This is a genomic window from Sulfitobacter sp. M368, from assembly GCF_025141875.1.
Taxonomy (GTDB): Bacteria; Pseudomonadota; Alphaproteobacteria; order Rhodobacterales; family Rhodobacteraceae; genus Sulfitobacter; species Sulfitobacter mediterraneus_A.
The window spans coordinates 2660000-2683882 of sequence record NZ_CP081113.1; the positions used below are offsets into that span (position 1 = coordinate 2660000).

At 60.0% G+C, this 23883-nt stretch carries 23 protein-coding genes; 12 read left to right on the plus strand and 11 right to left on the minus strand.

The window, feature by feature from the left end:
- Window positions 1-51: 51 nt before the first annotated feature.
- Together K3754_RS13310 and K3754_RS13315 are read left to right on the plus strand one after the other, a co-directional pair.
- Window positions 52-795 (plus strand): rhomboid family intramembrane serine protease, encoded by a 744-nt coding sequence (locus K3754_RS13310; protein WP_259937929.1) that lies wholly within the window; start codon window positions 52-54, stop codon window positions 793-795.
- Window positions 792-1169, plus strand: coding sequence for a GFA family protein (locus K3754_RS13315; RefSeq protein WP_259937930.1), 378 nt, complete (start codon window positions 792-794; stop codon window positions 1167-1169). The genes K3754_RS13310 and K3754_RS13315 overlap by 4 nt, the downstream gene beginning before the upstream one ends.
- 1 nt (window position 1170) lies before the next feature.
- Here the strand turns inward: K3754_RS13315 and K3754_RS13320 are convergent, their stop codons facing one another.
- On the minus strand, window positions 1171-1956 hold the full coding sequence (locus tag K3754_RS13320) for an inositol monophosphatase family protein (protein ID WP_259937931.1): 786 nt from the start codon (window positions 1954-1956) through the stop codon (window positions 1171-1173).
- Window positions 1957-2116: 160 nt separating this feature from the next.
- Here K3754_RS13320 and K3754_RS13325 point away from each other — a divergent pair, with 160 nt between their 5' ends.
- Window positions 2117-3157, plus strand: a complete 1041-nt coding sequence (locus tag K3754_RS13325) for an NADP-dependent oxidoreductase (protein WP_259937932.1) — start codon at window positions 2117-2119, stop codon at window positions 3155-3157.
- 115 nt (window positions 3158-3272) lie between these two features.
- Here K3754_RS13325 and K3754_RS13330 read toward each other — a convergent pair whose 3' ends face one another.
- The gene (locus K3754_RS13330) at window positions 3273-4178 is read right to left on the minus strand and encodes a LysR family transcriptional regulator (RefSeq protein WP_203210621.1); all 906 of its coding nucleotides are present in this window, start codon (window positions 4176-4178) and stop codon (window positions 3273-3275) included.
- 97 nt (window positions 4179-4275) lie between these two features.
- Here K3754_RS13330 and metF point away from each other — a divergent pair, with 97 nt between their 5' ends.
- Complete coding sequence (gene metF / locus K3754_RS13335; protein WP_259937933.1) at window positions 4276-5142, plus strand: methylenetetrahydrofolate reductase [NAD(P)H]; 867 nt, start codon at window positions 4276-4278, stop codon at window positions 5140-5142.
- Between the two features lie 63 nt (window positions 5143-5205).
- Entirely contained in the window at window positions 5206-5688 is a 483-nt protein-coding gene (locus K3754_RS13340) for a PaaI family thioesterase (RefSeq protein ID WP_259937934.1), read from the plus strand.
- Here K3754_RS13340 and K3754_RS13345 read toward each other — a convergent pair.
- Together K3754_RS13345 and K3754_RS13350 are read right to left on the minus strand one after the other, a co-directional pair.
- Window positions 5685-6725 (minus strand): DUF2235 domain-containing protein, encoded by a 1041-nt coding sequence (locus K3754_RS13345; RefSeq protein ID WP_409202390.1) that lies wholly within the window; start codon window positions 6723-6725, stop codon window positions 5685-5687. The two genes, K3754_RS13340 and K3754_RS13345, sit on opposite strands and share 4 nt — an antisense overlap.
- Window positions 6726-6741: 16 nt before the next feature.
- The gene (locus tag K3754_RS13350) at window positions 6742-9039 is read right to left on the minus strand and encodes a xanthine dehydrogenase family protein molybdopterin-binding subunit (RefSeq protein WP_259937936.1); all 2298 of its coding nucleotides are present in this window, start codon (window positions 9037-9039) and stop codon (window positions 6742-6744) included.
- 365 nt (window positions 9040-9404) lie between these two features.
- Between K3754_RS13350 and K3754_RS13355 the strand changes: the two genes are divergently transcribed.
- Entirely contained in the window at window positions 9405-12482 is a 3078-nt protein-coding gene (locus tag K3754_RS13355; protein WP_259937937.1) for a valine--tRNA ligase, read from the plus strand.
- Between the two features lie 239 nt (window positions 12483-12721).
- Here K3754_RS13355 and K3754_RS13360 read toward each other — a convergent pair whose 3' ends face one another.
- Together K3754_RS13360 and K3754_RS13365 are read right to left on the minus strand one after the other, a co-directional pair.
- A complete protein-coding gene (locus tag K3754_RS13360; RefSeq protein WP_259937938.1) occupies window positions 12722-13510 on the minus strand; it encodes a crotonase/enoyl-CoA hydratase family protein in 789 nt (262 codons plus the stop codon).
- Between the two features lie 80 nt (window positions 13511-13590).
- Window positions 13591-13755 carry a Tat pathway signal protein gene (locus K3754_RS13365; RefSeq protein ID WP_259937939.1) on the minus strand — a complete coding sequence of 55 codons (165 nt, stop codon included), beginning with the start codon at window positions 13753-13755 and terminating at the stop codon, window positions 13591-13593.
- A 92-nt stretch (window positions 13756-13847) separates the two neighbouring features.
- On the opposite strand from K3754_RS13365, the gene K3754_RS13370 reads away from it, so the two are divergent.
- On the plus strand, window positions 13848-14951 hold the full coding sequence (locus K3754_RS13370; RefSeq protein WP_259937940.1) for a pyridoxal phosphate-dependent aminotransferase: 1104 nt from the start codon (window positions 13848-13850) through the stop codon (window positions 14949-14951).
- 51 nt (window positions 14952-15002) lie between these two features.
- Window positions 15003-15185, plus strand: coding sequence for a hypothetical protein (locus tag K3754_RS13375; RefSeq protein ID WP_259937941.1), 183 nt, complete (start codon window positions 15003-15005; stop codon window positions 15183-15185).
- 12 nt (window positions 15186-15197) lie between these two features.
- Here K3754_RS13375 and K3754_RS13380 read toward each other — a convergent pair whose 3' ends face one another.
- Window positions 15198-16409, minus strand: a complete 1212-nt coding sequence (locus K3754_RS13380) for an alanine--glyoxylate aminotransferase family protein (protein ID WP_259937942.1) — start codon at window positions 16407-16409, stop codon at window positions 15198-15200.
- 134 nt (window positions 16410-16543) lie between these two features.
- Between K3754_RS13380 and K3754_RS13385 the strand changes: the two genes are divergently transcribed.
- On the plus strand, window positions 16544-18406 hold the full coding sequence (locus K3754_RS13385; protein WP_259937943.1) for an ABC transporter ATP-binding protein: 1863 nt from the start codon (window positions 16544-16546) through the stop codon (window positions 18404-18406).
- A gap of 4 nt (window positions 18407-18410) precedes the next feature.
- Here the strand turns inward: K3754_RS13385 and K3754_RS13390 are convergent, their stop codons facing one another.
- Complete coding sequence (locus K3754_RS13390) at window positions 18411-19088, minus strand: TIGR04283 family arsenosugar biosynthesis glycosyltransferase (protein WP_259937944.1); 678 nt, start codon at window positions 19086-19088, stop codon at window positions 18411-18413.
- 64 nt (window positions 19089-19152) lie between these two features.
- On the opposite strand from K3754_RS13390, the gene K3754_RS13395 reads away from it, so the two are divergent.
- On the plus strand, window positions 19153-19902 hold the full coding sequence (locus K3754_RS13395) for a folate-binding protein YgfZ (RefSeq protein WP_259937945.1): 750 nt from the start codon (window positions 19153-19155) through the stop codon (window positions 19900-19902).
- A 74-nt stretch (window positions 19903-19976) separates the two neighbouring features.
- Here K3754_RS13395 and efp read toward each other — a convergent pair whose 3' ends face one another.
- Window positions 19977-20540 (minus strand): elongation factor P, encoded by a 564-nt coding sequence (efp, locus tag K3754_RS13400; RefSeq protein ID WP_025046677.1) that lies wholly within the window; start codon window positions 20538-20540, stop codon window positions 19977-19979.
- Window positions 20541-20759: 219 nt separating this feature from the next.
- Here efp and K3754_RS13405 point away from each other — a divergent pair, with 219 nt between their 5' ends.
- Entirely contained in the window at window positions 20760-21080 is a 321-nt protein-coding gene (locus K3754_RS13405) for a DUF6280 family protein (protein WP_011567985.1), read from the plus strand.
- Here K3754_RS13405 and K3754_RS13410 read toward each other — a convergent pair.
- On the minus strand, window positions 21077-21220 hold the full coding sequence (locus K3754_RS13410; protein WP_203210608.1) for a hypothetical protein: 144 nt from the start codon (window positions 21218-21220) through the stop codon (window positions 21077-21079). The two genes, K3754_RS13405 and K3754_RS13410, sit on opposite strands and share 4 nt — an antisense overlap.
- A gap of 28 nt (window positions 21221-21248) precedes the next feature.
- Here K3754_RS13410 and K3754_RS13415 point away from each other — a divergent pair, with 28 nt between their 5' ends.
- Window positions 21249-22712, plus strand: a complete 1464-nt coding sequence (locus tag K3754_RS13415; RefSeq protein ID WP_259937954.1) for a cobyric acid synthase — start codon at window positions 21249-21251, stop codon at window positions 22710-22712.
- A 6-nt stretch (window positions 22713-22718) separates the two neighbouring features.
- Here the strand turns inward: K3754_RS13415 and K3754_RS13420 are convergent, their stop codons facing one another.
- Window positions 22719-23813 carry a hypothetical protein gene (locus K3754_RS13420; RefSeq protein ID WP_259937956.1) on the minus strand — a complete coding sequence of 365 codons (1095 nt, stop codon included), beginning with the start codon at window positions 23811-23813 and terminating at the stop codon, window positions 22719-22721.
- Window positions 23814-23883: the final 70 nt, after the last annotated feature.

Sequence of the window (23883 nt, forward strand, 5' to 3'; positions counted from 1 at the left end):
ATGCACCACTCCTGTCTTGACCCCGGCGGGCCAATCGCAGAGCGTGCGGATATGTTTCCAATCCGTGATCACAACCCGTCAGGGCGCACGCCCTATGTCACCTATGCGCTGATGGCGCTGAACATCATCATTTTTCTCAGCTATGTGCCGCTGTTGAGCGAACCGCGAGCGCTTTATGCCTTTTATGATGCTTGGGCCTTGATCCCCGCGCGGATCGGCATGGGCCAGGGGTTCGAGGGCTTGTTCACCTCGATGTTCCTGCATGGCGGCTGGATGCATCTTCTGGGTAACATGCTGTTTCTATGGATCTTTGGTGACAACATCGAAGACGAGATGGGGCACTCCCGCTATCTGTTGTTCTATATCGCCTGCGGGGTGGCCGCCGGTCTTGCACAGGTGTGGTTTGAGCCAACATCGCGCGTGCCGATGGTCGGCGCGTCAGGCGCGATCGCGGGTGTTATGGGCGCTTATCTGCTGCTGTTCCCCAAGGCCAAGGTCGATATCCTGATCATCTTTGTGGTGTTCTTCCGCATTTTTCCGATCCCGGCCTGGATCATGCTGGCCCTGTGGTTTGGCGCGCAGTTTCTGGGGGGCATCGCCGCAGAGGCCGAAACAGGCGGCGTGGCCTATTGGGCCCATGCGGGCGGTTTTGTGGCCGGGCTGATCTTTGCGCTGCCCCTGTGGCTGCGGCGCGGAGCGGGTTCTTTTTGGGCCCGCAATGACGGGCACCCACCGCATCCGCCCGCCGAATATCCCCTGCTCAAAAGCAGTATCCCAAAGGTGCGGCGCAAATGAACAACGACCCAATTCATATCCGTGCCAGTTGCCACTGCGGCGCTGTGGTTTTGACGGCGACCCTGCCCCATGGCCTGTCCGATGCGGCCCGCTGCACCTGCTCGTTCTGCGCCCGCAGACAGGCCGCTGCGGTCACTGCAACGACGGCCTCCCTCAAGATCCAGCAAGGGGCCGACAACCTTGGTCTCTACACATGGGGCACCAAAACCGCGCAGCATTACTTTTGCAAAACCTGCGGAATCTACACCCATCATCAACGCCGGTCAGACCCCGACGAATGCGGGATCAATCTGGGTTGTATTGACGGGGTCAAGACATGGGAGCACGAGCCGTTCCCATGGAACGACGGCGTAAACCATCCCTCAGATCAATAGATTAACCGCGCACAACCTTGGCAAAGCCCGAGAAGATCGCCTCATTGGCGCAAATGATCTCTCCATCGGTCAGCACGTCGCCCGCAGGGTTCATCGGCTCAACCAAGCCGCCCGCCTCTTTGACGATCAACATGCCGGCGGCCAGATCCCAGGAATTCAAACGACGCTCCCAAAAACCGTCGTAACGGCCAGAGGCAACGTAAGCCAAATCCAGCGCCGCAGAGCCCCATCGCCGCACGCCCGCACAAACCGGCATCAAACGCGCCAGATCTTGCAAGGTCGCAGGCAAATCAGAACGCCCGCCAAAGGGCAGACCGGTTGCAAAGATGCTCTCGATCATCCGGTTCCGGCCCGACACACGCATCCGGCTTTCATTCATCCAGGCGCCCGCGCCCTTTTCGGCAAAAAACATTTCGTCCTTGGCGGGGTCAAAGACAACGCCCGCAACGATCTGGCCCTTGTGCTCCAGTGCGATAGAAATCGCCCAATGCGGCAGGCCGTGCAGGAAATTGGTCGTGCCATCCAGTGGGTCCACGATCCAGCGGCGCGTAGGATCTTGCCCCACCTCTTCGCCGCCCTCTTCGGCAAGCCAGCCATAGGTCGGGCGTGCGCCCATCAGCTCGTTCTTCAGCGTCCGTTCCGCTTCGATATCGGCCTTGCTGACAAAATCCCCGGCACCTTTGACAGAGACCTGCAGGTTTTCGACTTCACGGAAGTCTTTGATCAACGCACGGCCCGCCTTGCGGGCAGCCTTGATCATGATGTTGAGATTCGCACTGCCAACCATTTGCTGTACCTTCGATGGATCAGGCGCTGCGTATAAGCGCCAATGCCGCGAATGCCAAGGGGCAGATCCAAACTGACGCACCGTGATTCTGATCTGCCCTTGCAATCGCTGCACCACGCGGCACCATGACCGCCAATCAACAGATCAAAGGGAGAGACAGATGAGCGACCAGATGCAACAGATCGTGCTGGCCAGCCGCCCCACGGGCGCGCCCAGCCAAGAGAATTTTCGCCTAGAAACCGCCGCGATACCGACCCCCGGGGAGGGCGAGATCCTGGTCAAGGTCAGCCATATGTCGCTGGACCCCTATATGCGCGGCCGCATGGACGACGCCAAATCCTACGCCGCCCCGGTGCCCATCGGTGGCAAGATGGAAGGCGGCAGCGTTGGTGTGGTCCTGTCATCCAACGCGCCGGGTTTTGCCGAGGGCGATCACGTGTTCGGCCCGTTCGGCTGGGCCACGCACAGCACCGCCAATGCCAAAATGTGCCGCAAGCTGGATCCGTCACAAGCGCCCGTGACCACCTCGCTCGGCGTGCTGGGCATGCCCGGTTTCACCGGCTGGCTGGGCCTTAAGGAATATGGCCGCCCCAAGGCGGGTGAAACCCTTGCCGTTGCCGCCGCGACAGGGCCGGTCGGTTCCATGGTCGGGCAGCTTGCCAAGGCGCAGGGGCTGCGCACGGTGGGTATCGCTGGCGGCGCAGACAAATGTGCCTTGGCCAAAGACAGCTTTGGCTTTGACGCCTGCATCGACCACCGCGCCTATGACAACGTCAAAGACCTGCGCAATGCCATGAAGGCAGCCGCGCCAGATGGCATTGACGTCTACTTTGAAAACGTTGGCGGGCCGGTTCTGGATGCGGCGCTGTCCTTGATGAACCCCCATGGCCGCATTCCGGTTTGCGGGATGATCGCATGGTACAACGCCGGTGGCCTTGGTGCGAACGCCGCGGGTCAGGGGCTGACCGCGCCCAAGCTCTGGCGGACGATCCTCGTCAATTTCCTCAGCGTGAACGGCTTTATCATCTCAAACCACTGGGACCGCTTCCCGGAATTTGTTGCTGAGGTCGCCCCAATGATCGCCGATGGCCGGGTCAAATACAAAGAGGACATCACCGAAGGCCTGGAGAACGCGCCGCAAGCCTTCATGGAGTTGCTGACCGGCGGCAACCAGGGCAAAGCGATTGTGAAAGTCGGCTGACATCCGGTGCCTTGCCCCGGCCCCCAAGGCCAAATGAAGCAAGAAAGATCCCTGCTTCATTTGGCCAGAAAAACCTCCGGGGGAATCGCCGTTTGCGGCGATGGGGGCCGGCCCCCTACTGTGCCTGCAGTTTGCGCGCCTCTTCACCGGCCAGGCGCAACAATTCATCCATGAAAGGTTTGCCGAGATCATCCTCGCGCACGGCGGCGTAAAGGCGGCGGGTGATGCCGTCCTTTGTCAGCGGGCGGGTCACGTAGTCAGAGCTGTACTTGACTTCGCGCACCACCCAATCGGGCAACACCGAAACGCCGCGATTTGAGGCAACAAGCAGCAAGATCACCGCCGTCAGTTCAACCTGCCGGATGGCGGCGGGTTCGACTTTGGCGGGGATCAGCAACTGGCTGAAGATATCCAGCCTTGTGCGTTCAACAGGATAGGTGATCAGGGTTTCACTGCGGAAATCTGCCGCCTCGACATAGGATTTTTGCGCCAATGGATGATTGGCCGAAGCAACAAAGACCGGATTGTAATCAAAAAGTTCGACAAATTTTACGCCCGGCAGTTCCTCGGGATCGGAAGACACCACCAGATCCACCTCTTCTCGCAGCAGCGCCGGCAGCGCGTCAAAGGCCAGTCCGGGACGGATATCCACATCGACATCCGGCCAGGCGCGGCGGAAGTGTTCGAGCACCGGAAAGAGCCATTCAAAACAGGCGTGGCATTCGATGGCGATATGCATGCGTCCGGTGCTGCCCTCGCGCAGACCAGCAAATTCGTCTTGCAAGGCCTGGACCTGCGGCAACACCTGCTGTGCCAGTTTCAGCAGCCGTTGTCCGGCTGGCGACAGCTTCAACGGTTTGGAGCGGCGGACGAACAGCTCCACACCGGCCTGATCCTCCAACCCTTTCACCTGATGGCTGAGCGCGGATTGGGTGATGTTCATCTGTTCGGCGGCGCGGGCCAGACCGCCAGCCTCGTGGATGGCCTGAATGGTACGCAGGTGGCGGAATTCGATGTGCATATGAGGCATCACTCATGTTCAAGATGAAAGTTATGAATTTGTCTCACATCAACAAACATGAGACAAGCAGGTAAATTCGCACATGAGGATCACCGATATGCCAACCCCTGCCGTTTCTTTTGAGGTTTTCCCTCCCCGCAACGTCGATGCCGCGTTCAAGCTGTGGGACACCGCGCAGGCGCTGGCGCCGCTGGCCCCGCGGTTTTTCTCGGTCACCTATGGCGCGGGCGGCACAACGCGCGATTTGACTCATGACGCCGCACATGTCCTGGCGCGCACATCCGGGCTGCCGGTAGCCGGGCACTTGACCTGCGTCGGGGCCAGCCGCGCCGATACGCTGGCGGTTGCCAAAGGATATGCAGAGATCGGTGTGACCGACATCGTTGCCCTGCGCGGCGATCCTGAAGGCGGGGGCGACAGTTTCACCCCCCACCCTGACGGGTTTGAAGACAGTTGCGAGTTGATCACCGCATTGGCGGAGACTGGTACATTCAACATTCGGGTGGGCGCCTATCCCGATGTGCACCCCGAAGCCGCCGATGCGCAGGCCAATGTAAACTGGCTCAAACGCAAGTTCGAGGCAGGCGCGGATGAGGCGATCACCCAGTTTTTCTTTGATGCGGACAGCTTTCTGCGATTCCGCGATGCCTGTGCCAAGGCAGGCATCGACAAGCCGGTGACCCCCGGTATTTTGCCCATCGTGAACTGGAAATCCGCCCGCAGTTTTGCCGAGCGTTGCGGCACGCCGATCCCCGATTGGCTGGATCAGGCCTTTGATGCGGCCATCCGTGATGATCGGCATGATTTGCTGGCCACGGCCCTGTGCACCGAGATGTGCAGCAAACTGGTGGATGAAGGGGTCGATGCCTTGCATTTCTACACCTTGAATCGCCCTGATCTGACCCGCAATGTTTGCCGGGCGCTGGGTGTCATGCCACAGATTGCCCTTTCGGACGTGGCGTAACAGGTTGCTCTTTCACGGTTTTGCACCCTAGCATTTGTGCAAGGACCAAGATCGGAGAGAGCCATGCCCCGCGTTGCCGAACGCCCCGAAGACCTGCTGAGCCAGAGCGAGGCACTGGCCTTGTCCGGTCTCGAATTCATGCAGCGGATTGTGGACGGAACCAACCCCGGCCCGCCGATCGGGCAGACCATGGGCTATGCCCTGCATTCCGTCGAGGACGGCCGCGCCGTGTTTCGGGGTGCGCCCACATTCATGATGACCAATCCGATGGGCACGGTGCATGGCGGCTGGTACGGCACGCTTCTTGACAGTGCGATGGCCTGCGCGGTGATGACCAAGGTGCCGCGCGGCAGCGTTTACACAACGCTGGAGTACAAGATCAACATCCTGCGGGCGATCCCGACTGGCATGGAAATCGACTGCATCGGGATCGCCGATCACGTCGGACGCTCAACCGGTGTGGCCCACGGCGAAATTCGCGGCATTGAGGATGGCAAGCTTTATGCCACCGGATCGACCACCTGCATCGTCATGAAACTGGGTTAGCGCGTGACCGCATCAACGAGGGTTGCGCGGATGGGTTTGGCCCTCTGGCTGTATTCCAGCAGGGTTTCGTGCAACCGCTCTGACGGGTCGGCCCCAACCTTGCGCTTGCGGCGGCTCATGAACATTTTACCGTAGCCGCGCCATTTGCCTGCCGACGGCGCATCAATGTCTTGCTCAAATCGCAGCTTCCATCCGGCGGGCATAGGCAAGCCGGTTTCCTCAATCCGGGCCAAAAGCCAGACCAACGGGATGTTGGCCAGGGGGCGGGCCGCCTCGTACCCGCCAAGCTGGCCGCCGACATCGCCATGGGTTCCGCGAAACCACACCTGTTCGACATGTCCCTCAAAACCGGGATGGGTTTCCCAAAGCACCGGCGCGAAGGCAAGGCGGGATTCGTGAAACGCCAAGGCCTGAAACCCGTTGCGGATTGTGCCGCCCAGATCATGGTTGTGAAAGGCATGGCGCGGCTCTGTCAGGCGCCATAGCACGGGCGCGTTAATGCCCAGTGATTTGACGGTGTCCCAAACGCCGATTGCCTCGATCTCAACCCGTTCGTGGCAGTGCACATCGGCAAAGGCGCGGGCGGCTGCGCCTGCGGGGTTGTTCTCATAATGGCGGTAGGCATCGCGGATGTTCCGCTCGGTCGCGCAATCGGCCCGCAGCAAGCCCACCTGATCCATGATGCCGGCAAGGCTGCGCACTGCATAGGCGCCGCGCGAATATCCCAGCATGTAAATCTTGTCACCCGGTCGAAACCGTGAGGCCAGATACCCGTAGGCGCGCTTGATTTGCCGATTGATCCCCCGCCCCATCGCCACGTCAACCGCCGACCGCCAGTCGCGCCATTGCAAACCCGGCTCGTAGTAGATGGAAATTTCGCTGCCCATCTCGCGCAGCAGGGTATAGGCCCGGCCGGCGTTGGTTTGATCGTCCGGGTCCAATGAAGACATCGTGCCATCAAGGATGATCACATGGGTCACGTTGCCCCGCCGCGGACCGAAGTCAGAGGCAGGGCGGTGCCAAAGCCGCCCGAACAGGCGGCTCAGAAAGCTGTCATTCCGCAGCGATGGACGCACCTTTCAACATCTCCCAAACTCGGTGCGGCGTGAAGGGCATATCCGCCTGCCGCACCCCCTGATCCCACAATGCATCCTGCACTGCATTCGATATCGCCGCGAGCGCCCCAACGGTGCCCGCCTCGCCGCAGCCCTTCATCCCCATAACATTGGCGGTTGAGGGCACCGGCTCTGACGTGAAAGAAATATTGGGAAGATCCGCCGCACGGGGCAAGGCATAGTCCATAAACGATGCCGTGAGCAGCTGGCCATCCTCGTCATAGACAACCCGTTCCTGCACGGCCTGTCCAATGCCCTGAGCGACCCCGCCGTGCACCTGACCTTCGGCCAGCATCGGGTTGATAAGATTGCCAAAATCGTCAACCACGGTATATCGGTCGGTGGTGACAACGCCGGTCTCGGGATCAATCACGACCTCGGCAACATGTGCGCCATTTGGATAGCTGCGCCCCGGCAGGGTGGCGCGTTCGTGATGTTCTAGCAGATCCTCGCGCCCCTTCTCGCGGGCCATCTCGGCGACCTCCAGCATCGTGGGCGTCAGGTTGGACCCATCGGCGCGGAACCGTTCATCATCAAACTCAACCGCACTGGCAGGCACGCCCATTTCCTCGGCCAGAAAGGCAGTGAAAGCCTCGGTCATCTTGGCAACCGTTGCCAGCGTCGCGGTGTTCTGCGTGGTGACCGAGCGTGAACCGCCGGTGCCGCCACCCTGTTTGATCAGATCGGAATCTCCCTGCACCACGGTGATCAGATCTGCGGGAATGCCCGTCTGATCCGACAGGAACTGCGCATAAACTGTTTCATGCCCCTGACCGTTGCTTTGGGTGCCGACAAAGATCTTCACCGTGCCATCCTCTTCAAAGACCACCTTGGCCCCTTCCGAAGGATCGCCCAGAATGCTTTCGATATAGTAACACAGGCCCTGCCCGCGCAGCAGACCACGCTTGGCATCCGCAGCGCGGCGGGCCTCAAATCCAGCGCGGTCGGCCTCGGCTGCCATGCGCGTCAACAGGCGGTTGAACTCACCCACGTCATAGGTCTCACCCGTGGCCGACGTATAGGGAAACTGGTCCGGTTTGATAAAGTTGATGCGCCGCAGCTCCCACGGGTCAATGCCCAGCTCGCGGGCGGCACGGTCCATCAACCGCTCCAGCACATAAATCGCCTCGGGCCGTCCGGCCCCGCGATAGGCGTCCACCTGCACGGTGTTGGTGTAATACCCCTCTACCTGCAACCAGGTGGTCTGAACGTCGTAAACACCCATCAATACGCGGCTGAACAACAAGGTCTGAATGGGCTGGCCAAATTGCGAGTTATAGGCGCCCAGGTTACAGCGCGTGCTGACCCGATAAGCGGTGATCTTGTGGTTTTCGTCAAAGGCAAATTCCGCCAATGAGGTCAGATCACGCCCGCCATTGTCGGTGAGCATCGCCTCTGTCCGCTCCGACATCCAGCGCACCGGACGCCCCAAGACCCGCGCCGCCTGCGCCACGCTGAAATACTCCGGATAGGTCATGCCCTTCATGCCAAAGCCGCCGCCGGTGTCAGGGTTGGTAACGCGCACCTGCTCTTCCTCAAGACCAAAGGCCTTTTGCAAGAACCCCTTGTGCACCCAGACGCCCTGCCCGTTGATCGACACATGCACACGGCCATTGTCCCATTCGGCGTAACAGCCGCGCGGCTCAATCGAATTGACGATGATGCGGTTGTCGTCCACCTGCAAGGCCACGGTCTTTGCCGCCGCGTCAAAGGCGGCCTGCGTTGCCGCCTCATCGCCCATGCCCCAATCAAAGGCACAATTGTCGGGCGCCTCATCGTGCACGGCTGCGCCGCCGCGGGCCATATCCACCTTGGCCGGCAGATCGTCGACGTCGAACATGATCATCTCGGCCGCATCCCGTGCCTGCGCCAGCGTGTCCGCCACGATCAAGGCCACCGGTTCTCCCACATAGCGCACTTTGCCCTTGGCCAACATCGGGCGCTGCGGCTCGGCCCCTTTGGTGCCATCGCGGTTGTCGACCACGGCCCCGGCCATGGAAATATCCATGCCCGCCGCTTCAAGATCCGCGCAGGTCAGGATCAGATGCACGCCCTCAAGTTCGGCAGCGTCGCTGACGTCCAGTTCGGTGATCACCCCGTGGGCCACCGGCGAGCGAAAGAAGAAACCATGCAACGCACCCTCGGGCGCGATATCATCGACATACTGCCCCTCGCCGGTGAGAAACCGCATGTCTTCGGTCCGCTTGACCGGCTGACTTTTACCAAACTTATCCATCTGCGGACCTCCAACGCTATATCTGGTACAACAGATAAAGGGCTGAGGCCGCTTGTCCAGCCAGAACCGGCAGATCGCGCTGGTAACGCAGGGTAGAGTTTTTCTTGCCAAATGACGCAATACAACCGCTCTGACATTAAACGAAGTCTGTGCAACAAGGGGCATGCCCTTATCCCGTTTCATTTGGCTCCAAAAACTCTCCCGCTCTCACCGCTTTCGCCGTGCTTTTGCGGCGGCAGCGCTAGAACACGGGCCGTGGGGCGGGGCGATCTGGGCTTTTGCGCAGGAGCGGCGACCGGCCACCCTTTCCCTTGCTGCAATCCTCCGGTAGACCCCCATCCCAAACGACCACAGGATTTACGATCATGGCTCTGGACAAAACATTCGACGCTGCCGAAGCGGAAAAGCGGCTTTATGCGGCATGGGAGAAGGCTGGGGCCTTCAAAGCGGGCGCAAATGCCAGCCGGGATGAGACCTTTTCCATCATGATCCCGCCGCCCAATGTCACCGGCGTTCTGCACATGGGCCATGCGTTCAACAACACGCTGCAGGACATCCTGATCCGCTGGCACCGGATGCGCGGGTTTGACACGCTGTGGCAGCCCGGTCAGGACCACGCGGGCATTGCCACGCAGATGGTGGTGGAGCGCAAACTGGCCGAGACCCAGCAACCCTCCCGCAGTGAAATGGGCCGCGAGGCGTTTCTTGAAAAAGTCTGGGAATGGAAGGCCGAATCCGGCAACACCATCATTGACCAGCTCAAGCGCCTTGGCGCCTCCTGTGACTGGGATCGCAATGCCTTTACCATGTCCGGCGCACCGAATGCCCCTGCGGGCGAAGAGGGCAATTTCCACGATGCGGTGATCAAGGTCTTTGTTGAGATGTACAACAAGGGCCTGATCTATCGCGGCAAGCGTCTGGTGAACTGGGATCCGCATTTCGAGACCGCGATTTCAGATCTGGAAGTCGAGAACATCGAAGTTGACGGCCACATGTGGCACTTCAAATACCCGCTCGCCGGTGGTGCCACTTACACCTATGTCGAAAAAGACGAGGACGGCAACGTCACGCTGGAAGAGGAACGTGACTACATCTCCATCGCCACCACGCGGCCTGAGACCATGCTGGGCGATGGCGCTGTGGCGGTGCACCCCTCCGATGAACGCTATGCGCCCATCGTCGGCCAGCTTTGCGAAATTCCGGTTGGCCCCAAGGAAAGCCGCCGTTTGATCCCGATCATCACGGACGAATATCCGGACAAGGATTTTGGCTCTGGCGCGGTGAAGATCACCGGCGCCCATGATTTCAACGACTATGAGGTCGCCAAACGCGGCAACATTCCGATGTACAACCTCATGGACACCAAGGGCGCCATGCGGGCCGATGGCCGCCCCTACGCCGAAGAAGCCGCGATTGCCCAACGCATCGCGGCTGGCGAGGAAGCATTCGACGTGGCGAAGATCGCCGCGATGAACCTTGTCCCTGACGCCTATCGCGGCATGGACAGGTTCGAGGCGCGCAAAGCCGTGGTGGCCGACATCACCGCCGAGGGTCTCGCGGTGATGACCGATGCCGATGATCCGCGTCTGGGCAAGCCGAAGAAAAAGAAGAAACAGGACGAAGCCGAAGTTGAGGCCGGTCCTGTACCCTTGGTCGAGGCCAAGAAGATCATGCAGCCCTTTGGCGATCGGTCCAAAGTGGTGATTGAGCCGATGCTGACCGATCAGTGGTTCGTGGACACCGCCAAGATCGTCGGCCCCGCCATTGACGCGGTGCGCAACGGCGATGTGCAGATCATGCCTGAGCAGGACAAAAAGGTGTATTTCCACTGGCTGGAGAATATCGAGCCGTGGTGTATTTCACGCCAGCTGTGGTGGGGGCATCAGATCCCGGTTTGGTACGGGCCCTCTGTGATCAAGGGTAAAACCGCAGATGGTGGCGAATATGATATCTGGGCCCCCCAAAAGCCCGTGCATTTCTGCGCTGCGACATTTGAGGAAGCGTTAGAAAAAGCTGCTGCCTATTACGGAGATACCGGCGCTTTTGGCCATCTTGTTGCAGAGGAATGTGAAGGACCAGCCGACTCCACATCGTTGGAGTTCGACGATGACTCGGGCCAGCCTGTCAGGCTTTGGCGCGACCCCGATGTCCTCGACACATGGTTCTCGTCGGGCCTCTGGCCCATCGGCACCCTCGGCTGGCCCGACCAAACCGAAGCGCTTGAAAAATACTTCCCCACCTCGGTGCTGATCACCGGTTTTGACATCATTTTCTTCTGGGTCGCCCGGATGATGATGATGCAATATGCCGTGGTGGATCAAAAGCCCTTCGACACCGTCTATGTCCACGCTCTTGTCCGTGACGAGAAGGGCAAGAAGATGTCGAAGTCTCTCGGCAACGTGCTTGATCCGCTTGAATTGATTGATGAATACGGCGCGGATGCGGTGCGGTTTACCGTGACGGCAATGGCTGCCATGGGTCGCGATCTGAAGCTGTCGACAGCGCGGATTGCGGGTTATCGCAACTTTGGCACCAAGCTGTGGAACGCCCACCGTTTTGCCGAGATGAATGGTGTGTTCACCGGCACGCAAGCCGAGATGCCCAAGCCCGAAGCCACTTTGAACAAATGGATTGTCGGCGAATGTGCCCGGATCCGCGAAGAGGTGGATCAGGCGCTGGAGAATTTCCGTTTCAACGATGCGGCCAATGCGCTTTATGCCTTTGTCTGGGGCAAGGTTTGCGATTGGTATGTGGAATTGTCCAAACCGCTGTTGCAGGACGATGCACCTGAGGCCGCCGAGACCCGCCAGACCATGGGCTGGGTGCTGGATCAATGTCTGATCCTGATGCATCCGATCATGCCCTACATCACCGAAGAGCTGTGGCAGACCACCGCCAGCCGCGCCAAGATGTTGGTGCATGCCGATTGGCCGACCTACAGCACCACCGATTTGCTGGATGCTGATGCGGACCGCGAATTGAACTGGGTGATTGGCCTGATCGAAAGCATCCGGTCGGCGCGCCAACAGATGCATGTGCCTGCGGGGTTGAAGGTGCCGATGCTGGTCACGGATTTGGATGCGGCTGGACAGGCTGCCTGGGATCGCAACGAGGTGATGATTAAGCGTTTGGCCCGTGTGGAAAGCCTTGAAAAAACTGGCGATTTCCCAAAAGGGACGGTTTCGATTGCGGTGCCGGGGGCCAGCTTTGGCCTGCCTTTGGCCGGGCTGATTGATATTGGCGAGGAAAAGACGCGGTTGCAGAAATCCTTGGACAAGCTGGGCAAAGAGATTGGCGGTCTGAAGGGGCGTCTGAACAACCCCAAATTCGCTGCCTCCGCCCCCGAAGAGGTTGTCGCCGAGGCGCAGGCCAATCTGGATGCGCGACAGGAAGAGGCCGACCAGCTTCAGGCGGCATTGGACCGTCTGGCCGAGATGGAGTGATTCAAAGGCCGCGCGATGCGCGGTGCTTGTTATCGGTGCTTGTCGCAGCCTGAGCCAATCACGGTGATGCTGGAGGCAAGGCTAACGGGTCTGATTTTGCTGAGACGGTGTTCAGGGCGCAATGCGTCCTGAACGACCTTGATCAAGGGTGTTTGCGAGTCGCAGCGGCGTCAAGGACAGGCCGCGCCGATGGCGCGGTCGCGGTGCGATCCCTGACCCCGCTTCGAATCGCGGGCGAATTAGTCGAACTTGGCGGGGCGTTTTCCGAACTCTGCTGCAACGACTTCCATTTGTTCGGGTTTGCCCATCAGCGCCACTTGTTCTTGGGATTCCGCCAGCAGGACCGCATTGGTGTCGTCGGTTTCGGCCAAGGCAATCAACCGTTTGGCCGCGCGGATGGCAGAGGGGCTTTTGCCAGCGATAACAGTTGCGAGTTCGGTTGCCGTTGCCAGCGGATCATCCGCCGTTTGTGTGATCAGCCCCCAAGCCAGTGCCTGCGCTGCATCCACTGGCATTGCTGTATAGGTCAGCAGGCGCAGCACGTCGCTGCGCACCAGTTTGGGCAACAGGACCATCCCGCCCATATCCGGCACGATACCCCATTTCATTTCCATGACGGCAAATTTGGCGTCCGGCGCAGCGATACGGATATCCGCACCCAGCGCCAATTGCAGTCCAGCGCCAAAGCAGACCCCATGCACCGCCGCGATCACCGGAATGTCCAGCCGCGCCCAGATCATCGCGACTTCTTGCCATTGGTTGGTGGTTTCATCGCCGTGGGTGCGCGGCATCAGGAGTTCTGCGGGGTCTTTGCCGATCATGCCCGACAGGCCCGAAATGTCGATCCCGGCACAAAAGGCCTTACCTTCGCCCGAGATGACAGCCACCCGCGCCTTGCTTTCGGCGATTTCCTGGCCAGCGGCGATGATCCCGTCGATCATGGCTTGGTCAACGGCGTTCATCTTGTCGGCGCGGGTCAGGCGCACAAAGGCGATGTGGTTTTCATAGGTAACGGTAACGCGGGCCATGGTGTCCTCCTGCATGGGCAGAGGCATAACACCCGATCCGGTTCTGGGTGAAAAGCAGAACGTGGCGGCAGTGGGGGATTTTAAGGGACCAGCCGGTCAACCGCCCGCATCATGCCGAGGCTTTTGTCATAGACCAGCGTCAGAACCCGCCGCGCGACGGGTTTGGTGGTCAGCATCGGGACGCTGCGGACCGTGCTGGCGGCCAAGGTTGCGGCGATAAAGCCGCGTCTGGTGAGGTTTCCCATGGATGCCCCTAGTTGAGAATGATTCTCATGTAAGCATCCATGGTGCATTTGCAACCCTTGCCCCCTGCCCCGGCTGGGCCTATCACCTTTGCATGACCCGATATCGCCTTACCCCGCTTGCCCAATCCCTGCCTGCCACTGTGCCGTTTGTTGGCCCCGACACCCATGAACGGCAGGTTGGCCGTGCGTTCGTCGCGCGGATTGGCGCGAATGAGAATGTATTTGGCCCTTCCCCCAAGGCGGTCCAGGCCATGGCAGAGACCGAACACTGGATGTACGGCGATGCAGAAAGCTATGAGCTGCGCCGCGCTTTGGCCGCACAACACGACACCACCATGGATCACATTATCGTGGGCGAAGGCATTGACGGACTGCTGGGCTATCTGGTGCGCCTGTTCGTCGGGCAGGGCGATGCGGTGGTGACCTCTGATGGCGCCTATCCCACCTTCAACTACCATGTGGCAGGCTACGGCGGTACAATCCACAAGGTGCCTTACCGGGACGATCACGAAGACCCTTCTGCCCTGTTTGCCAAGGCGGCAGAGTTGGATGCCAAGCTGGTGTATCTGGCCAATCCCGACAACCCGATGGGCACTTGGCACAGCGGAGCCACTCTGGCCCGCGCGATGGAGGATTTACCGGCGGGTTCGCTTTTGGTTCTGGACGAGGCCTATGTGGAATGCGCACCGAAGGGCACAGAGCTGCCACTGCCCAAGGATGACCCGAGGGTGATCCGGATGCGCACATTTTCAAAGGCTTATGGCCTTGCCGGAGCACGGGTTGGATATGCCATCGCCGCGCCGGAGCTGATCACCGCCTTTCACAAGGTGCGCAACCATTTTGGCATGAACCGCGCCGCACAGGCCGGGGCATTGGCAGCATTGCAAGATCAGGATTGGCTGGCGCGAACGCTGGATCAGATCACCAGATCGCGCAGCAGGATTGGCCAGATTGCTGCCGACAACGGGCTGACCGCCCTGCCCTCTGCTGCGAATTTTGTTGCTGTGGATTGCGGCAAAGATGGTGTATTTGCCAAGGCGGTTTTGGATGGGCTGGTCGCGCGCGGGATCTTTGTGCGGATGCCGTTCGCCCCCCCGCAAAACCGCTGTATCAGGATCAGCTGTGGCACAGATGCGCAGCTTGACGCGCTGGCCGCCGCCTTGCCCGGCGCGATTGAGGATGCAAAAAACACCTGACGTGAGGGAAATGCGGTCTATACTCCTTGGCAGTCAGCCACCGGACCCCTTATGCGCGATTCCAATGACCGCCCTGCCGCCCCCAATTACACCACCGCCTGCGTGGTGATGTTTGGTATCAATCTGACATGGATCTTGATGGCGATCTGGGTGGTTTGGGGGTTGCTGGCGGCGGCAGCAACCGGATGGGCGGTCAACCGGGTGATCAGCCGCATTGATGCGGCCCGCGGTTAATTTCCAAACTCTTTATTCGGCCCCGCCTATCACTGCTGCTGCGGCCTCAAGGGCGCCGGACCCGCGCTCAATCTTCAGAGCGGACATACCCGCCTCGATCCCGCCCAGCATGCCCATGATCATGTGGCCGTTTACATGGCCCATATGCCCCAGCCGGAAATACCCGTCCCTGGCCGGATCACCGGGAGCCGCCATGCCCAGCCCGATGCCAAGCGTCAGGCCAAGGTTCTGTTCCAACCAATTGCGCAATTCCGTGGCCAGCGGCGCCTTGAGGCACAGCGCGGTCACTGCGTGGCTGCGATGCGCCCTGTCAGCGATGTTGACAGCGAAACTGCCTTTTTGCGCCCAGGCCTCGCAAGCAGCCCAAATGGCCTGTGCCAGAATGGCATGGCGTTGCCAGATATGTTCCATCCCTTCGTCGTGGATCATGTCCAACGCCGCCCGCAGACCATAAAGATGCTGGGTCGGAGCGGTCCCGCAATGGTATTCAAAAAGCTCCACCCCGTTTGCACGCTGGGTCCAATCCCAATAGCGGCTGACACGGGGCAGCCGGGTCCGCGCCTCTGCTGCGCGGTCATTAAAGAACACAAAGGCCAGACCGGGCGGCACCATCAACCCCTTTTGGCTGGCGGTTATGGCCACATCCACGCCCCAAGCGTCCATTTCAAACCGGTCACAGCCCATGGAGGCAATACAATCGGCCATCAGGATCGCCGGGTGTCCCGCCGCATCCATAACCTGGCGCAGGGCGGCCAGATCATTGCGCACAGAGCTGGACGTATCGACATGCACGCCAAGCACCGCTTTGATTTCATGCGCTTTATCTGCCTCCAGTATCTTTGCAATACGGTCCATCTGCATGGGGGATTTGCGGCCAAAGCTGATCAGTTCGACCTCTGCGCCCAAGGCTTTGGCCATCTCGCCCCAGCTGATGCCAAAATGACCGGTTGCAGGCACCAAAACCTTGTCGCCGGGCATGATAACGTTGCACAGCGCGGCCTCCCAGCCGGCATGGCCATTGCCGATATACATCGCAGCATGGTGTTTGGTTCGGGCGACCTTTTTCAGATCCTCCATCAGCCCCGGCATCATCTCGACCAGTTCACCGGCATAGATGTTGGGTGTGGGCCGGTGCATAGCGGTCAGGACCGCGTCCGGCATGACCGACGGGCCGGGGATGGCCAGATAAGGACGCCCCTGCGCCAATGAGATGGAATGTGCCATAGCGACCCTGAATTTATTGAGTTTCAACCGCACATTAGGCTGCTTGCTTGCCGCGTCAACCAGATGGCGGACACTTGCCCTGATCGGCCGCGTTACGTACAACGGCCAAAGGGTTTCGAAAGGATCGACCGGGGATGAATGACCAAACCTATACGTCCGGTGATCTGCTGCGCTGGCTTTGGAAGAACTATCTGAAAAAGCATATTGGCCTTATGGCGCTGGCCACGTTCTTTATGATCATCGAAGGCAGTACGCTGGGCGCTTTGGCGCGGCTGATGGAGCCGATGTTCGATCAGGTCTTTGTCGCCGGAGAAAAGGACGCCCTGCTTTGGGTCGGGCTGGTCTTGATCGGCATTTTCATTCTGCGGGCCGTGGCCGGGGTGTCACAAAAGGTCTTGTTGACCCGCGTGGCGCAGCGCACGGCGGCGGACATGCGCATCGATCTGCTGGACCGAATGATGAAACAGGACGGCGCGTTCCATCAATCGCATCCGCCCGGTTTCCTGATCCAGCGGGTGCAGTCGGATGTGAACTCTGTCGGGGATGTCTGGCGGGCGGTGATCACCGGCGCGGGGCGTGATTTCATCGGGTTGATGGTGCTTCTGGGTGTTGCGATATCGATTGATCCGGTCTGGGCCCTGCTGGCCTGTGTCGGCATTCCGGTGATGGTGCTGCCGGCCGCCGCAGCGCAGCGGTTTGTGCGCCGCCGGTCCCGCGAAGCAAAGGATCTGGGTGCCAATCTGGCAACCCGTCTGGATGAGGTGTTCCACGGGATTGTTCAGGTCAAACTGAACGCGCTGGAGTCCTATCAGGCGCGGCAATACCGCGATTTGACTGACAAATTCATCGGCACAGAAGTCCGCGCCGCCTTTGGCAATTCGGCCATTCCGGGAATGATCGACATCATGTCCGGTGTCGGCTTCATGGCGGTGATCCTTTATGGCGGTTCCGAGATCATCTCGGGGGACAAGACCATCGGCCAGTTTATGACCTTTTTCACCGCCATGGGGTTCACCTTTAGTCCCCTGCGCCGTCTGGGCGGGATCAGCGGCTTGTGGCAGGTTGCAGCAGCGGCACTGGAACGCATTCGCGAGTTGCTCGAAGCGCCCCTGCGGTTGAAAGATCCGGCCAGCCCTGTCGCTGCGCCGACCACGAACACCGATATCGTTCTGAAGGATGTGGATCTGTCTTACGGTGAGGCCAAGGTGCTCGATCGTCTGACCCTGACCGCAAAGGCCGGGCAGACCACGGCTTTGGTCGGCGCCTCCGGCGCAGGGAAATCGACCATTTTCAACGTATTGACCCGGCTCATCGACCCACAAAACGGCAGTGTCAGCATTGGCGGCGTTGCGGTGGACCAGATGAAGATGACCGACCTGCGCGGGCTGTTTTCCGTGGTGACACAAGAGGCGCTGTTGTTTGATGAAACCCTGCGCGAGAATATCGTGCTGGGCCGCACCGATGTCACCGAAACGCGGCTGCAGGAGGTCTTGAAAGCTGCTCATGTCGCGGATTTTCTGCCCAAGCTTGAAAAAGGCCTCGAGACCTTGGTCGGCCCGCGCGGATCGGCCCTGTCGGGCGGTCAACGTCAGCGGGTAGTGATCGCACGTGCCTTGCTGCGCGATACACCTGTGCTGTTGCTGGATGAGGCAACCTCGGCGTTGGATGCGCAATCAGAACAGGTTGTGCAGGACGCACTGGACCGGTTGTCGAAGGGGCGCACCACCATTGTAATCGCCCACCGCCTTGCCACGATCCGCAGCGCTGACAAGATTGTCGTGATGGACCGGGGCCGCGTGACGGACGAAGGTACCCATGATGAGCTGTTGTCGCGCGGCGGGATCTATGCCGATCTCTATCGCCTGCAATTTCAGGATGGCAAAACCGTCAGCGATGTTAAAGGGTTGCGCGCGCTCAGCGCCAAGGACCGCGCCACCAAGCCCAGCAAACAGGGGTTCATTCAACGATTGGGGCAACGCCTGTTCGGCAGCGGGTAGGCCGCTATCTGCGATAGGCAGCGGCGAGCGTTTCGGGGTCTGCCCCGGAAAAGTAACGCAGCAAGGTCCACAGATTGCGCCCGCCCCGGCGCAACCATCCTTGACGGCGGTATTTTTCGGCACTCGTCGTGACCTGCACCTCCAATCCAGCAAGCCGCCCTTTCAAGGCCCGTGCCAGCGCCACGTCTTCCATCAATGGAATGTCCTGATAGCCGCCGTGCGCATCATAAAGCGTCTTGGAGATCAGCAACCCTTGATCCCCGTAGGGCAACCCCATGCGGCTGCGCAGATTTGCCCATCCGGCGACGATCCGTGCGGGCAACCCGCCGTGGTCGAACCGCAATTGAAACCAATGGGCCTGATCCGCAGCGCCAAGCGCATTTGCGGCCGCGTCGGCCCATCCGGATGACAGGCGGCTGTCGGCGTGCAGCACCAGCAACCAATCGCCCTTGGCGGCTGCGCAGCCACGGCGCAACTGCCCGCCGCGTGACGCGACCCCCTGCACCACTTCGGCGCCCCAAGCCTGTGCCAGGGCGCCTGTCGCATCGCTGGACCCGCCATCACTGATCACCAATTCACGGATCAACCCGGCCTCCAAACCCTCCATCAGGCTTTCCAGACAGCGGGGCAAAACCGCTTCGGCGTTCAGGGTCGGGATGATCACGGAAATGGGGGCGGGCATCATTGGCTCTTTTGATGGGGCGTTGCAGACTATATGTCATGGCAAAATGCCAAAGGACACACCTATGACAACGCGCCGTATTCTGCGCCTGACAGGCGATGACACGACTGATTTTCTGCAGGGGCTGATCACCAATGACATTGCCAAGTTAAAGGGCGGAGGTGTTTACGCCGCATTGCTGACGCCGCAGGGCAAATACATGGCCGATTTCTTTTTGGTACGGGATGGCGATGCTGTGCTTCTCGACGTGGCAGAACCGCTTGGCGATATGCTGGTGCAGCGGTTGGGCATGTATAAATTGCGAGCCAAGGTCGCAATTGAACAGACCGATCTGCATCTACATCGCGGTGTGGGCGATGTGCCTGCGGACGGTTATGCAGACCCGCGCCACCCTGCCCTTGGCTGGCGGGCTTACCGCGATGCGCCGCAGCCGGAGAGCGGCATTGACTGGGAGGCGCTGCGCGTTGCGCATCTGGTGCCGGAAACCGGGGTGGAGCTGACGCCGGACACATTTATCCTTGAGGCTGGGTTTGAGCGGTTGAATGGCGTGGATTTCCGCAAAGGGTGCTACGTGGGCCAAGAGGTCACGGCGCGCATGAAGCACAAAACCGAGCTGCGCAAGGGCTTGGCCACAGTGGCCGTTGAAGGTGCGGCGCCGGTGGGCAGTGAAATCCTGGCGGGAGACAAGCCTGCCGGCACACTCTTTACCCAGTCGGGGGGACGCGGCATCGCCTATCTGCGCTTTGATCGGGCCAAGGGACCGATGCAGGCCGGGGACGCGATGGTCCAATGGGACCAGAACCCAGAAGATTGATACGAAAAAGCCCCGGCAATGCCGGGGCTTTCCATTTTGACCGAGCTATGACGCCACGTCATCGCAGCGTGAAATCAGGCGCGTTCAACGTATTCCATCGTTTCGGTGTTCACGACGATATCTTCGTCCTGACCCACGAACGGCGGCACGCTGACGCGCACGCCGTTGTCCAATGTCGCCGGTTTAAATGAATTGGCGGCGGTCTGGCCTTTGACGACAGGCTCTGTCTCGACGATCTTGCACACGACCTTTTGCGGCAAGGACGCGTTCAACGCCTCGTCCTCGTGATACTCCACAACCACCATCATCCCGTCCTGAAGGAAGGGGCGGCGATCACCCAAAAGCTCGGCAGGAAGCTGCACTTGCTCATAGGTGTTGGTGTCCATCAGAACCAGCATCCCACTGTCTTCATAGAGAAATTGCTGATCTTTCTGCTCAAGGCGCACTTTCTCAACCTTGTCCGCAGACCGGAAACGTTCGTTGAGTTTTGAGCCGTTGCGCAGGTTGCGCATCTCGACCTGGGCAAACGCGCCGCCCTTGCCGGGCTTGACGTGATCGACTTTCACAGCCGCCCAAAGGCCGCCGTTATGCTCCAGCACGTTACCGGGGCGAATCTCATTTCCGTTAATTTTAGGCATGTGTCCAAACCAAGGCAAAAGGTTGATAGAATGATGATCAGCTCTATATCTGGGAGGTGCGCCCCCTGCAAGGCAACGATATCTCGTAGCTCAATCGGACAGGCATGCGTCAAATGCATAGGAGTTATGCAAAAAATTGGTATCCGAATCGCGCGATATCCGTCATAAGGGGCTTCACGCCGAAATGACAAGAGCAAGAATAATGGAAAGGACGACGAGATGAAAGATTTCGTTGATGGCACCGCTTTCAATAACGAACAAGGCAACCGTGCCCGTAAACTTTTCGCAGCTGTGGTACTGGCTGCGCTGGACGACGCTATTGCTGACGACAAGAAATATGGCAATGGTCCCGAGCAGATTGCACGCTGGGCGCGTTCGCGCGACGGCCGTGAAGTATTGAGCTGTGCAGGTATCGACCCCAACGAACGTGTTGTGGAAGGTCTGATGGATTTTGTTGGCAAGGGTGTCCGGACCTCTGTTGCGCTGTCGCGCGAAGAATCCGAGCGTCGCAATGCCGCACAGCAGGCCGAAGCGGCCTAGGTATCCACGCATAAGACTGACAAAAAGACGTAGCCTTCGGGCTGCGTCTTTTGTTTTTGTGCGCCGCCTTTTGCCTTTGCGCCGTTCTTTCCGGTTTGTTGGTCGCCAACGCTCTTTCGCCCCAGTTCGAATTGCGCCATTTTGCGGTCAAACGGACAAAGGCCCCCCATGACCAAAGCCATCATGATCCAAGGCACCGGCAGCAATGTCGGCAAATCCATGATTGTTGCAGGGCTGGTCCGCGCCTGCACCCGGCGCGGCATGGCTGTGCGCCCCTTCAAGCCACAGAACATGTCCAACAACGCCGCCGTGACCGAGGATGGCGGCGAGATTGGCCGGGCGCAGGCCTTGCAGGCCCGTGCGGCGGGCGTCGCGCCTCACACGGATATGAACCCGATCCTGCTCAAGCCGCAGACCGCTACGGGGGCACAGGTGATCGTGCAGGGGCAGATTGCCGGACATCAAGAGGCCGCCGCCTTTGGCAAGAACAAGAACGCTCTGATGCCCGCGGTGTTGCAGTCCTTCCATCGTCTGGCCGAGGGGTGCGATTTGATCATCGTCGAAGGGGCCGGAAGCCCCGCCGAGACCAATCTGAGGGCGGGTGACATTGCCAACATGGGCTTTGCCCGCGCGGCGCATGTCCCGGTGATCTTGATGGGCGATATCGACCGGGGCGGCGTGATCGCGCAGATCGTCGGTACGCAGGCCGTGCTGGACGCGGAGGACAACGCATTGGTGCGGGGCTTTGCCGTCAATAAGTTTCGTGGTGACCGCAGCTTGTTTGATGCGGGGCGCGACGACATCGCCCGGCGCACCGGCTGGCCCTCGCTGGGTGTGATCCCGTGGTTTGATCAGGCGCACCGCCTGCCCGCCGAGGATGTGATGGACTTGCCCGCGCGGGCCCGATCACACGGCGACGGGATCGTGATCGCGGTGCCGCGTCTGCCGCGCATCTCAAACTTTGACGATCTTGATCCGCTGGCCGCAGAGCCGGGCGTCGATCTTCGGATGATCATGCCGGGCAGCCCCCTGCCCGCCGATGCAGATCTGGTGTTGATGGTGGGCAGCAAGGCAACCATCGCCGATCTGTCCGCCTTCCGCGCCGAGGGCTGGGATATTGATCTTGCCGCACATATCCGGCGCGGCGGGCATGTTCTTGGCCTCTGCGGCGGCTATCAGATGTTGGGCCAGCGCATTGCCGATCCGCACGGGATTGAGGGCGACCCGTCAGAGGTTGCGGGCCTTGGGCATCTGGACATAGAAACGGTGATGGCGCCGGTCAAACATTTGTCGCTGAAGTCCGGCACCCATCCACAAAGCGGCGCTTCCCTTGACGGCTACGAGATCCACATCGGCGAAACATCTGGGCCGGACACGGGCCGTGCGTGGCTTGATTTCGCTGGCCGCCCCGAGGGCGCTGCCAGTGTCGATGGACGCGTGCGGGGCTGCTATATGCATGGGATCTTCAGCTCGGATGCCTTCCGGGCCGCTTTCTTGGAGGAGCTGGGCGGCACGTCATCTGTGGTGTTCGAAGCCGGCGTCGAAGCCGCACTTGATGCGCTGGCCGATCACGTCGAACGTTACATGGACGTCGATCTGATGCTATCGGTGGCTGGCGAAATAGCGCGTTAAGCTGCGCTATTCCATTTCCTGTGCGGTCAAGGCACGGTGAATTTCACGGCGCACCAATTTGCGGACATTGCGGGTGATCCGCTCACCCAAAGCGCCCTGCAATTCTGAACGGACAATCTCAGACACCAGATCGCGCAGTGCCTCTTCGTCGATCACCTGATCGTCTGCACCGTATTCAAAATCGTCCTCAACCGCCGCAGTGGCGGTCTGCTCCACCGGCGGCGGGGTCAGCAGAACGTCTGGACTACGCATGGAAGCTTCGGGCCGATCGGGCGCATCCGCCGCGTGATGGCGTGTTGAGGCAAAAATACCAGGGGATGCGTCTTCTTCGTCGTCCGAAGCTTCTTCCATCACAGCGGTTAGATCACTTTGAGTGTCCCGAGATGGCTCTGGCTGCTGGGCGGTCTGAGGTTGATCGCCCGCCTCGTCTTCCCACGCCATTCCGGGGGCATCGGTGCCGGAATATTCATCCTCGCCCGGGCTGTCAGGTTCCCAGGTGTCGGAAATATTGCCAATTGCGGTTTCCAGCGCCTCGATTTTTGCGGTCAGGGACGCGGTGCCCACGGGCGCGTCATTACCATCGGAAGCATCACCCTCGGAAGCCTCGTCGTCTTCCGGCATGCGGCGCAGCCAGGATTGTTCATCATCGACACCATCAGCGCCTGCATCATCTGCATCATCTGCATCATCTGCAAAACCGTAAGGATCATCTGAGTAATCCTGATCCGGCGCAGTGTTGTCTTCGTGTGATGGCGCGTCATCGAACAATTTGTGCAGGTCCGCATCCGTTGACGCGCTGTCATGGTTTTTCCCGGCGCTTTCGGTCCCTGCCTGGGCGGTCTCTGCTGCGGCAGTTATCTGCTGGAGGTTTCGCGCAAATTCATCTGCCGACTGCGGCGCTTCGGCGCTCTGTTCAGCTTCTTTCTCAGCCGGGGAATCCGCCACCCGCAAGGCGGGCGTCAGCACCAAGCGGTCGCTTGGTTCTGCCTCTTTTGACTCGGGCTCTTTGAAGGCCTGCATCGGGCGTTTGTCTTCTGAAACCAGACGCCGGATCGAAGACAAAACATCTTCTACCTCGGCATTTGTGACGGGGTCGGACATATCATTACCACTCTTTCCTCGCTCGCCAGTTTAACGCGAACACCGGATTCTCACAATGGTTGGTTACAAT

Bases quoted from the DNA above. Each gene is read 5' to 3' on its own strand.
- K3754_RS13415 (WP_259937954.1), top strand. From the start codon at position 21,249: ATGACCAAAGCCATCATGATCCAAGGCACCGGCAGCAATGTCGGCAAA.
- K3754_RS13350 (WP_259937936.1), bottom strand. From the start codon at position 9,039: ATGGATAAGTTTGGTAAAAGTCAGCCGGTCAAGCGGACCGAAGACATG.
- K3754_RS13405 (WP_011567985.1), top strand. From the start codon at position 20,760: ATGAAAGATTTCGTTGATGGCACCGCTTTCAATAACGAACAAGGCAAC.
- K3754_RS13375 (WP_259937941.1), top strand. From the start codon at position 15,003: ATGCGCGATTCCAATGACCGCCCTGCCGCCCCCAATTACACCACCGCC.
- K3754_RS13325 (WP_259937932.1), top strand. From the start codon at position 2,117: ATGAGCGACCAGATGCAACAGATCGTGCTGGCCAGCCGCCCCACGGGC.
- K3754_RS13310 (WP_259937929.1), top strand. From the start codon at position 52: ATGTTTCCAATCCGTGATCACAACCCGTCAGGGCGCACGCCCTATGTC.
- K3754_RS13370 (WP_259937940.1), top strand. From the start codon at position 13,848: ATGACCCGATATCGCCTTACCCCGCTTGCCCAATCCCTGCCTGCCACT.
- K3754_RS13360 (WP_259937938.1), bottom strand. From the start codon at position 13,510: ATGGCCCGCGTTACCGTTACCTATGAAAACCACATCGCCTTTGTGCGC.
- K3754_RS13395 (WP_259937945.1), top strand. From the start codon at position 19,153: ATGACAACGCGCCGTATTCTGCGCCTGACAGGCGATGACACGACTGAT.
- K3754_RS13315 (WP_259937930.1), top strand. From the start codon at position 792: ATGAACAACGACCCAATTCATATCCGTGCCAGTTGCCACTGCGGCGCT.
- metF (WP_259937933.1), top strand. From the start codon at position 4,276: ATGCCAACCCCTGCCGTTTCTTTTGAGGTTTTCCCTCCCCGCAACGTC.
- efp (WP_025046677.1), bottom strand. From the start codon at position 20,540: ATGCCTAAAATTAACGGAAATGAGATTCGCCCCGGTAACGTGCTGGAG.
- K3754_RS13380 (WP_259937942.1), bottom strand. From the start codon at position 16,409: ATGGCACATTCCATCTCATTGGCGCAGGGGCGTCCTTATCTGGCCATC.
- K3754_RS13330 (WP_203210621.1), bottom strand. From the start codon at position 4,178: ATGCACATCGAATTCCGCCACCTGCGTACCATTCAGGCCATCCACGAG.
- K3754_RS13420 (WP_259937956.1), bottom strand. From the start codon at position 23,813: ATGTCCGACCCCGTCACAAATGCCGAGGTAGAAGATGTTTTGTCTTCG.
- K3754_RS13385 (WP_259937943.1), top strand. From the start codon at position 16,544: ATGAATGACCAAACCTATACGTCCGGTGATCTGCTGCGCTGGCTTTGG.
- K3754_RS13355 (WP_259937937.1), top strand. From the start codon at position 9,405: ATGGCTCTGGACAAAACATTCGACGCTGCCGAAGCGGAAAAGCGGCTT.
- K3754_RS13365 (WP_259937939.1), bottom strand. From the start codon at position 13,755: ATGGGAAACCTCACCAGACGCGGCTTTATCGCCGCAACCTTGGCCGCC.
- K3754_RS13340 (WP_259937934.1), top strand. From the start codon at position 5,206: ATGCCCCGCGTTGCCGAACGCCCCGAAGACCTGCTGAGCCAGAGCGAG.
- K3754_RS13320 (WP_259937931.1), bottom strand. From the start codon at position 1,956: ATGGTTGGCAGTGCGAATCTCAACATCATGATCAAGGCTGCCCGCAAG.
- K3754_RS13390 (WP_259937944.1), bottom strand. From the start codon at position 19,088: ATGCCCGCCCCCATTTCCGTGATCATCCCGACCCTGAACGCCGAAGCG.
- K3754_RS13410 (WP_203210608.1), bottom strand. From the start codon at position 21,220: ATGGCGCAATTCGAACTGGGGCGAAAGAGCGTTGGCGACCAACAAACC.